Raw genomic sequence first — 8,119 nt, 5'->3', positions numbered from 1 at the left:
ACTCTCGATCGGGGGGAGCTGCGCGGCGGCGGCCGGGGCGGGGCGCGCGGCCGGGGCCGCGACAGGCGTCCCGGCCACGGCGGCGCCGACGCCGATCGCGGCGGTGACGCGCCGGGAGAGCCGGTCCATGCGGCCGATCGGTCCTTCCTCGCCGAGCGCGATCCCGCGCTCGAGCCCCTGCGTCAGATACTCGCCGAGCCCCATGAAGACGCGGCTCGGCGAATGGATACCGAGCTTGTCCTTGAACCAGCCGACGATCTTGCCGCCGATCGCGAACATGGTGTTCCTGATCCAGCCGAGCCCGGACAGCAGCCCGTTGACGAGCCCGCGGATTATCTGCCCGCCGATCGCGGCGAAGCTGCCGGCCAGGCCGCCGAGGTAGGCCCGGGCGGCCGTGAACCCAAGCTTGATCTTGTCCCAATGCTGCCAGACCTTGAACGCGGCGAAGGCGAGCAGGGCAACCAGTCCGGCGATCGCCAGCACCATGGGGTTGGCCAGCATCAGGGCGCCGGCGCGGGCGATACCCGTCGCCATGAACCAGATCCCGCGCGCGAACAGCGGGAAGATGCGCAAGGGAATCAGCAGGGCCTTGCCGAACCGCAGCAGCATCGCCCCGGGCGTCGTGCCCATCCAGGCGCAGACCGCCTTCAGCGCGGCGAACGGTGCCAGCATCCCGGCGATGGCGATCGCGCCGCCGCCGAGCGTGGCGAACAGCAGGGCGAAGGCAAGGGCGGTCTTGCCGATCGCGCCGGCCGTCCCGGGGTTCGCCTGGGCCCAGGCCGTGATCTTGTCGAACGCGCCGGCCGCCATTCCCCGCGCACCGGCAAGAGGATCGGTCACGCCGGCGCCGGCGCCGATCTTGAAGGCTTCCTGCGCCACGGCCAGGCGACGGGCCTGTTCCTCGGCATCCTTCATCCGGTCGACGAAGTCGGCCTCGGTGACGCCCTGCGCGGCGAGCGCCTGCGCGCGAATCTCGCGATAGAGCTTCGTGTTGGCGAGCAGCGGGCGCAGCGCCTGTTGGACCTGCATATCGCCGAACAGGAAGGCGAGCTTCGATGTATCGCCGCCCGTCGCCTTGCGCGTCAGCTCGACGATCTCCTCGATCGGGCTGCGCCCCTCGGCCGCCGCCTTCTTCATCGCGGCGGGCACGTCGACGCCGAACTTCTTGAAGTTGTCGATCGTGTCCTTGGTGTTGATCTTCGCCAGCAAATTCTGGAGGTTGTTCGCGGCGCTCGAGCTGTCGCCGGCGCCCTTGCGCGTGATCTGCAGCGCGGCCGCGAGATCCGCGACCGCCGGCGTCCCCTGCGACTTGAGCGCCTGCATCGACGCCGTCAGCTCGGGGAAGGAGGCGGCCATGTCCTTGATCTCGAAGGCGCCGCGCTTACCGGCGGCCGACATGATATCGATCACGCGCCCGGTCTGCTCGGCGGACACGCCGAGATTGTCGCTCACGGCGAACGCGGCGTTCGACAGATCGGCGATATCGGCCTTGTAGGCGGTGGCCGCCTTGCCGATCGGCTTCATCATCGCCAGCGCCTTGGCCGGGTCCTCGACCCCGAGGCCCATCAACGCGTCCAGCCCGCTCTGCATGCTGCTCGGCAGCTGGTTGGCGGCGCGGGCGGCGTTGACGATCTCCTGCCCGAACGCAGCCGCCCGGGTGCGGGTCATCTCCGCCTTTTGGGCGATATCGGTCATCCGCGACTGGAACTGGCGCGCGCCCTCGTCGGCCGAGAGGACCGGCGCGGCGACGGTCCGCGCGGTGGCGATCGCCGACATGCCGCCGGCGGCGAGGCCGGTGGCGCGATTGTTGATCGTGTCGAACGCTTCGCGGCCGGCGGCGAGGCGTGCGCTACGGCTGGTAGCTGCTTTCAGTCGGCGTTCGCGCTCGGAATATTGTTCGTTGGCGGCGGCAAGCTGTTGAGCCAACAGCTTTTCCTGTTGCGCGAGGTTCGCCGTGGAGACGCCGGACTCCTTCAAAGCCGCGCGGGCGGTCGTGAGTTGCCTTGCCTGCGCCTGGATCCGCTCGGTCAGACGATGCGCCTGCCGTTCGGCCTCCCCGTAGGATTTCGCCAGCTTCCGCGACGGGTTTTCGGCGGCGCGCATCTCGCTTCGCAGTTCCGCCGCCTTCGCCCGGGCTTTGGCGAGATCGTTCCTCAAACTCCACATTTGCCGATCAAGCTGCCAGTAGGCACCGAGTTTGGCGGTGGCCGCGTCCAGTTCGAGCTTGGCCGACTTTGCCTTTTCATACTCCTTGCGGACCTTGCCACTGCTGGCGGCGAGGTCGCGAAAGGGGCGGCTGAATTTGTCCATCGCCTCGAGGCGCATGCGGATGCGGAGGGAGCGTTCGTCACCCATCAGCCTGTTCCTTGGGGTTGACCCGGGCGGCGGCGCGGCGCCGCCAGGCCATCAATTCGGGCAGGGCCATCCCGTCCATCACGGCGGGCGACCAGTGAAACACGACGGCGAGATCGGCCATCACGTCGTCTACGCAGGCGGGGAGCCCGCCTTCGCGGCCGACGGCAGCAAAAAATCCATCACCTCGTTGCCCGCCTGCATGAGATCGGCCGGGTCCATATACTGGACGGCCTGGCGGTATAGCGGCGGCGTGGTGATGCGCGGCAGCAGCTGCTCGAGCGCGGCGTAATCGAGCTGCGAAACGGCGAGCATCGTCAGTCCGCGCATCTCGCCGGCGTTGAAGCGGCGAAGCATGATGCGCGTGCCGGCAGGATACAGTACCTTACCGCTGGCGTCGGCGATCGCGTGATCCAAAGCGAAGCTGTGCGGCGGGGCCACGACGTCGATCGCCGCCCCGTCGGACGCCGGCGACGCCAGATCGAAGCCGAGCGTCATGGGCTCGCCCGGCATGGCGGCGCGCCGATCGGCGTTCATGGGCGCGCCATCGATTGCGGCGGTGGCTTCGGCGGTCGTCGGTTCGGTCATGATGGTGCTCCTGCAGCGGCCTGGCTGGCGTTCGTGGGGTGGCGGGCGGCGGGCGATCAGAAGCCGCCCATCGCGGCGCGCTGCGCGGCGAGGACGTCGAACCCGTCGACGATCATCACGCCGTTGATCGGATCGATCTCGACCAGGGTGCGCCCGTCGACGTCGAGGCGGTAATAAGCGAGCGCGAGCTTGGCCTTGGTGCCGTTCAGCTCGCCGAGCTTCTGCTCGCCCGCCTCGATCTCCTCGTAGCGGCCCCGGGTGAAGACATCGACGGCGAAGATCTCGCCGGTATCCTCGCGCTCATAGGCGCCCGTGAAATTCAGCATCTCGCCGGCGAGGGTGCCGCCGAAGCCGCGATACAGCTCGACCGCCATGCCGTTGATGGTGCATTCCATCTCGAGCGCTTCCCCGCCCATGTCGAGCTTGATCGGCGTGTCCATGCCGGCGCCGCGATACTCCTCGAGCTTGCGCGCGAGCTTGGGCAGGGTGACGGTGGCGGTCGCGCCGCCGAGCGAGACGCCGTTGCGGCGAAGCATCAGGTTCTTCAGGGTGCGGGGGAGCATGGATCAGCCTTCCGAATGAGGGGGGATGCGCGCGATCAGGCCGCCACCGCCGCCGCGAAATCGGCGAGGTAGGTGTCGGTGATCCGCTGGGTGACGAGCAGCCCCTCGAGCGGGGGGACGGGCGTGTAGTCGAAGTCGATCGAAAGCTGCCCGGCGGCGAGCGTCGCCTGACCGTTCTTCGCCGGATCGAACGAGGCGGTGGCGCCGATGATGCGCCCCTCCGCCTTCAGCTGGCGGAACAGCGCGTTGATCGATTCAACGATATCCTTGGCCAGGCTCGGTACGAGCGGCTTGTCGATCGCCCAGCGCAGGCCTTCGCCAATCGTGTCGCGCAGGACCTGGCCGGTGCGGACCGCCGTCTCGAACGTGAACAGCGGCTCGCTCGCGCCGGCGCGGGTGCGGTTGCCCCAGAAGCAATAGCCGTCGCCGCCATGAACGAGCGCGGTGATGCCGGCGGCGTTCGAGAGAGCCGCCTCGGTCGCGTCGCTCTGCAGATCCCACTGAATGTCCTTGGTGAGGCCGAGGACGCCCGACACGGGCACGTTGGAGATCGTCTTGTGCCAGCCCTGTTCCTGGTCGATGCGGGCGCGCAGCGCGACGGCGCGCGCGGGCCCGTAGCTGGTGACGTTGGCGCCGCCGACGGGATCGAAGGCGATGAAGTCGGGATAGACGAGCATCAGCTCGCGTGCGTCGAAATTGGCGGCATAGGTGATCGCGGCGGCGACGTTGGCGCCGATCGCGGCGGCATAGGCGAAGCCGTTGAGCTTGCGCGCGAGGACCGCGAGCGCGGCGGTGACGGGCTGCGTATCCAGCCCGGGCGCGGCGATGATGCGCGGGCGAAGGCCGGCGAGCTGCGCGGGCGCGGCGAGCAAAGCCTGCATGCCGGTCTTCACGCCGTTGGTTTCGGTGCCGATCACGGCCGCGTTGGTGGCGGCGGCATCGACGCCCGGGGCGACGCGCACGACGATGACGGGGGCGCGGACCTCGTCGGCGATCGCCTGGAGACAGGTGCGCAGCGTGCCGCCAGCGCCGGCCTGGTCGATCGCGGCGGGCAGATCCGTGACCTGCACCGGCCGATCGAGCGGGAAGGTGGCCGCATCGGCGTTGGGCGCGGTCGCGACCAGGCCGATCACGGCGGTGGCGACCGTCGCCAGCGCGCGCGTGCCGGCGGTGGATTCGGAGATCTTGATGCCGTGGAACATGGGTCTTGGGTCCTTCAGGCGACGCCGGGGAGGGGCAGGGTGAGACGGGTGAGGGCGTTGGGGCGGGGCGCGTCGGTCCGGCGGCCTTCGACCGCGACCAGGACGATCCCGTCGGATCGGCGCGAGAGATCGACGCGGGTGAGGGCGATGCGCGGTTCCCAGCGCAGCAGCGCGCCGGCGATCGCCGCGAACAGGCGGACGCGCGTCGCGGGATTGAACGGCTGATCGAGCAGGCTGGCGAGGAGCGAGCCATAATCGCGGCGGCCGACGCGCGTGCCGATCGGCGTCGACAGGATATCGCCGATCGACTGCGCGAGATGATCGTCGCCGGCGAGCGGACGGCCGGTCACGCGGTCCATGCCGTTCATTGCGGCGGCCCCGAGATGGCGCCGCCGGCCTGGACGTCCTTATGCCGGTGCGTCTTGAGGCTCACGCCCTGGCCGGTGAGGTCGCCGGTCGCATCGAGCTTGCCGTCGATCGCGACGTCGCCGCGAATGTCGACCTTGCCCTCGATCGCGACGTCGCCCTCGATGGCGACGCCGGCGGGCGCGGTGAGCGTGATGCGGCCGCCGGCGGGCAACGCGACGGCGAGCGTGTGCGCGGCCTGGTCGTAGGACAGGCGCGCGCCATCGGCGAAGGCGATCAGCGTCAGATCGGCGTTGGTGGCCGGGGAGGGGAAGGCGGTGGAAAAGAGGCCGGAGAGGGCAAACGCCGCTTCCTGATCGCCCTCGGGCGTGAACAGGACGCACTGCTCGCCGATCGAGGGCGGCGCCCAAAGGGTGATGCGGCCGGCGCGGGTGATCCAGGGAATATCGCCGGTGACGATATCGCCGGCGCGCACGCGGCACGTCGCGGCGTCGAAATCGACGCTCTCGATCGTGCCGAAGCGCATCAGATCGCCGATCAGGCGAGGAATATCGGGCCGGTCCATGGCCGGCGACCGTGATCGGTTCGCCTAGGCCATGCACGGGGCGGGCATTGTAGAGTGCGTCTCTACACCGGTTCAGGCCAGCAGTGGGACGGCGGAAGGTCTGCTATTGGGTGGATAGCGGTCGTCCCGCCGAAAGCGCGAAACTCCCATGACTTTGCTACAAGCGCGTGGAAGAATGGCAAAGTGACCGGCAAACGCATCCTCGCCATGATGGCCTACATCGGGTTTTCTGCTGCGTGCGCGGCGCTTCTCGGCCTCCTCTGGGTATCTGTAAATCTCCTCAGTTTTCCGTGTGACAGCCCGGAAGACCCAAGGCCCTGTGCCGAAGTCGTGCCATGGTTCTTCGCTACGCGAGGCCTCCTTCCGATTGGCGGCGTCTGGGCTTTGGTGACGTGGATGATGTTCCGGCGTCGAAGCGAGTAACCGTCGCGGGTCGCCGAATGTCCGCTAGTGGGGCGGAAGCGGGCAGGCAGCTTTCAGTTTAATCAACGTCAAAACCTTCCTGCGGCGCTGGCGGCGGGGGATTGGTGATGGCGCCGACCGCGATCTTCACCGCGACGCCCCGGGCCACTTCCTCGACACGCGCGGCGGTCGCCTCGGCGTCAAAGCCGCCGCTTTCGTCGAGGCAGGCGTTGACGTTTCGATCGTGCGTGATCGTCTCGCCCGAGGGGGCGTCGTGGACGAAGGTGACCGGGACGGACTTGGTCGCGGGATCGAACGGGCCGATGGTGGTCTGCATGGGAAGATCTCCTGTTAGAAGCCGATGGCGAACCAGTTGACGGCGGTGCCGACGCCAGCGGCGACGCCCGACGATCGGGCGGAATTGACGTTCATCCCCGTTGTGGAGCGCTCGCCGACGCTGTGGAACGCGGTGGGCGGGCCGACGCCGGCGTTGGAAACGACGGCCTGGAGAAGCGTGTTCGGAAAGGGGGTCGGGAAGTTGACCAGCATCGTGCCGCTCGCATCGGTGTGCGATTGGCTGCCCCATTGCAGGACGAGCCCGTTAGGCAGGCGCGTGAACCCATTGCCGGACAGCGACGCGCCGAAACCGCTCATCAGCGCGAAATCCGACGCGTGATGACCGTCGAGCATGTCCGCGTCCGAGCCGGAACCGGAGCCGTCGTTGGCCGCGTCCCAGACCGTCTGCCCCTGGCGGAGCAGCGGGCGATTGATGTTGAAGCTGCCGCCGGTCGTGTACCAGATCGCTTCTTCGGGGCCGCCGGTGCTGCGATAGAGCACCACGTTGCCGTCCGCCTGCGCGGCGAGCCGGCTGATAACGACGCCAAGCGAATTGAGGATAAGCGAGACGTTGCCGGTCTTGGCGATCTGGGCGTCATTCGTCATGACGGGGGACGCCGCGTTGACCGGCGTGTAGCCGAGCCTGGTGACGATGTCGGTGTAGTAGCCGGGAAGCTGGCCGGCGAAGAGGCCCGCGTCCAGACCCGATCCTGCGCCGTCGTTGCCCGCGTGCCAGGCCTGAAAATCGTTTATTGTGAGGCCGGTGCCGTTGAGCCGATAGTTCGAACCGTCGTAGTAAAGGTAACGGGTGCGGGCCTGATTCAAGTAGACGACGCCCACCGTGCCGCCGGCGCGATAAACGGTGAGGTCGCCATCGGCGATGTTGAGCGTGCCGGTCATCGTGTCGCCCGACCGGTTCACGGGAGTAAAGCCAAGGCGGGCGATGATGTTGGTGTAATAGCCGCGAAGCTGCCCAGCGAAGAGACCGGCATCGAGCCCCGAACCCGCGCCATCGTTGCCCGCGTGCCAGGCGAGCGAGTTGTTTATGGCAAGTTGGGCGCCGTTGAACTGATAGTTCGTACCGTCGTAATAGAGATACCGGGTTCCGCTGTTTCCGAGAAAGACAGCCCCCGTAGCCCCATCCGCCCGGCAGGCGGTAAGATCGCCACCGACGACGGACACATTACCGGTGAAGGTATCGCCAGCACGGTTAGCCGGCGTGAAGCCGAGGCGCGCCGGCACGTTGGCGTAATAGCTGCCGTGCTGACCATCGAGGAGATCTGCATCAAGCCCCGATCCAGAACCGTCGACGGTGAGCAGGCGCTGCAGAATATTGGCGGCGGTGAAGACCGCCGCGAGCGTCTTCGGCGTGAGCGCGCGAAGCGCATCGGTCAGCGCGGCCGCCTCGGCCTCGGTCGCCAGCTCGACCACGCCGAGCATCTCGCGCGTGGCGGGCGGGTTCAGGAAATTGGCGTCGCCGAAGCTGATATTGGTCGCGGCGATATCGGCGAAGACGACGTCGATCGCGAGCAGCATGATCGAGGGCGCGACCTTCTCGATGATAGGATCGGCCTGGCCATAGAGCGCAAACAGGGTGCCGTCGGCGAGGTACAGCGCGAAGGAGCGCATCGTGTAGGCGTCGCCAGATTCATCGCGCACGGTGAGGTGCATCGTGTCGGCGGCGGCGGCGGTGCCGCCGAAAGTGTCGATGCGCTTCAGCTCGCCGGGGAGCGCGGTCGCGCCGG

At 68.2% G+C, this 8,119-nt stretch carries 9 protein-coding genes; all 9 read right to left on the bottom strand.

The window, feature by feature from the left end; translation table 11 throughout:
• The coding region (locus ACOJSF_RS11755) for a phage tail tape measure protein (protein WP_420142386.1) at positions 1-2,355 on the bottom strand (2,355 nt) is incomplete at its 3' end.
• Entirely contained in the window at positions 2,348-2,476 is a 129-nt protein-coding gene (locus tag ACOJSF_RS11750) for a GpE family phage tail protein (RefSeq protein WP_420142385.1), read from the bottom strand. The genes ACOJSF_RS11755 and ACOJSF_RS11750, both read right to left, overlap by 8 nt.
• Before the next feature lie 8 nt (positions 2,477-2,484).
• Entirely contained in the window at positions 2,485-2,940 is a 456-nt protein-coding gene (locus ACOJSF_RS11745) for a hypothetical protein (RefSeq protein WP_420142384.1), read from the bottom strand.
• Between the two features lie 56 nt (positions 2,941-2,996).
• Entirely contained in the window at positions 2,997-3,503 is a 507-nt protein-coding gene (locus ACOJSF_RS11740) for a phage major tail tube protein (protein WP_420142383.1), read from the bottom strand.
• Positions 3,504-3,538: 35 nt separating this feature from the next.
• Positions 3,539-4,705: a phage tail sheath subtilisin-like domain-containing protein gene (locus ACOJSF_RS11735; RefSeq protein ID WP_420142382.1), complete on the bottom strand. Its 1,167-nt coding sequence runs from the start codon at positions 4,703-4,705 to the stop codon at positions 3,539-3,541.
• 14 nt (positions 4,706-4,719) lie between these two features.
• Positions 4,720-5,064, bottom strand: coding sequence for a GPW/gp25 family protein (locus ACOJSF_RS11730; protein WP_420142381.1), 345 nt, complete (start codon positions 5,062-5,064; stop codon positions 4,720-4,722).
• A gap of 5 nt (positions 5,065-5,069) precedes the next feature.
• Positions 5,070-5,636 (bottom strand): phage baseplate assembly protein V, encoded by a 567-nt coding sequence (locus ACOJSF_RS11725; RefSeq protein WP_420142380.1) that lies wholly within the window; start codon positions 5,634-5,636, stop codon positions 5,070-5,072.
• A 481-nt stretch (positions 5,637-6,117) separates the two neighbouring features.
• Positions 6,118-6,375, bottom strand: coding sequence for a hypothetical protein (locus tag ACOJSF_RS11720; protein WP_420142379.1), 258 nt, complete (start codon positions 6,373-6,375; stop codon positions 6,118-6,120).
• A 14-nt stretch (positions 6,376-6,389) separates the two neighbouring features.
• Positions 6,390-8,045 (bottom strand): gp53-like domain-containing protein, encoded by a 1,656-nt coding sequence (locus ACOJSF_RS11715; RefSeq protein ID WP_420142378.1) that lies wholly within the window; start codon positions 8,043-8,045, stop codon positions 6,390-6,392.
• Positions 8,046-8,119: the final 74 nt, after the last annotated feature.

It is taken from the genome of Sphingomonas sp., from assembly GCF_048594985.1.
In the GTDB taxonomy this organism is placed as follows: domain Bacteria; phylum Pseudomonadota; class Alphaproteobacteria; order Sphingomonadales; family Sphingomonadaceae; genus Sphingomonas_I.
Note: the sequence above shows the minus strand (reverse complement) of the source record. Positions and strands in the feature narration are given on the sequence as shown.

Excerpts from the sequence above, each read along its gene's own strand:
- ACOJSF_RS11740 (WP_420142383.1), bottom strand. The coding sequence starts at position 3,503 with ATGCTCCCCCGCACCCTGAAGAACCTGATGCTTCGCCGCAACGGCGTC.
- ACOJSF_RS11735 (WP_420142382.1), bottom strand. The coding sequence starts at position 4,705 with ATGTTCCACGGCATCAAGATCTCCGAATCCACCGCCGGCACGCGCGCG.
- ACOJSF_RS11720 (WP_420142379.1), bottom strand. The coding sequence starts at position 6,375 with ATGCAGACCACCATCGGCCCGTTCGATCCCGCGACCAAGTCCGTCCCG.
- ACOJSF_RS11715 (WP_420142378.1), bottom strand. The coding sequence starts at position 8,045 with ATGCACCTCACCGTGCGCGATGAATCTGGCGACGCCTACACGATGCGC.
- ACOJSF_RS11750 (WP_420142385.1), bottom strand. The coding sequence starts at position 2,476 with ATGGCCGATCTCGCCGTCGTGTTTCACTGGTCGCCCGCCGTGATGGAC.
- ACOJSF_RS11745 (WP_420142384.1), bottom strand. The coding sequence starts at position 2,940 with ATGACCGAACCGACGACCGCCGAAGCCACCGCCGCAATCGATGGCGCG.
- ACOJSF_RS11730 (WP_420142381.1), bottom strand. The coding sequence starts at position 5,064 with ATGGACCGCGTGACCGGCCGTCCGCTCGCCGGCGACGATCATCTCGCG.
- ACOJSF_RS11725 (WP_420142380.1), bottom strand. The coding sequence starts at position 5,636 with ATGGACCGGCCCGATATTCCTCGCCTGATCGGCGATCTGATGCGCTTC.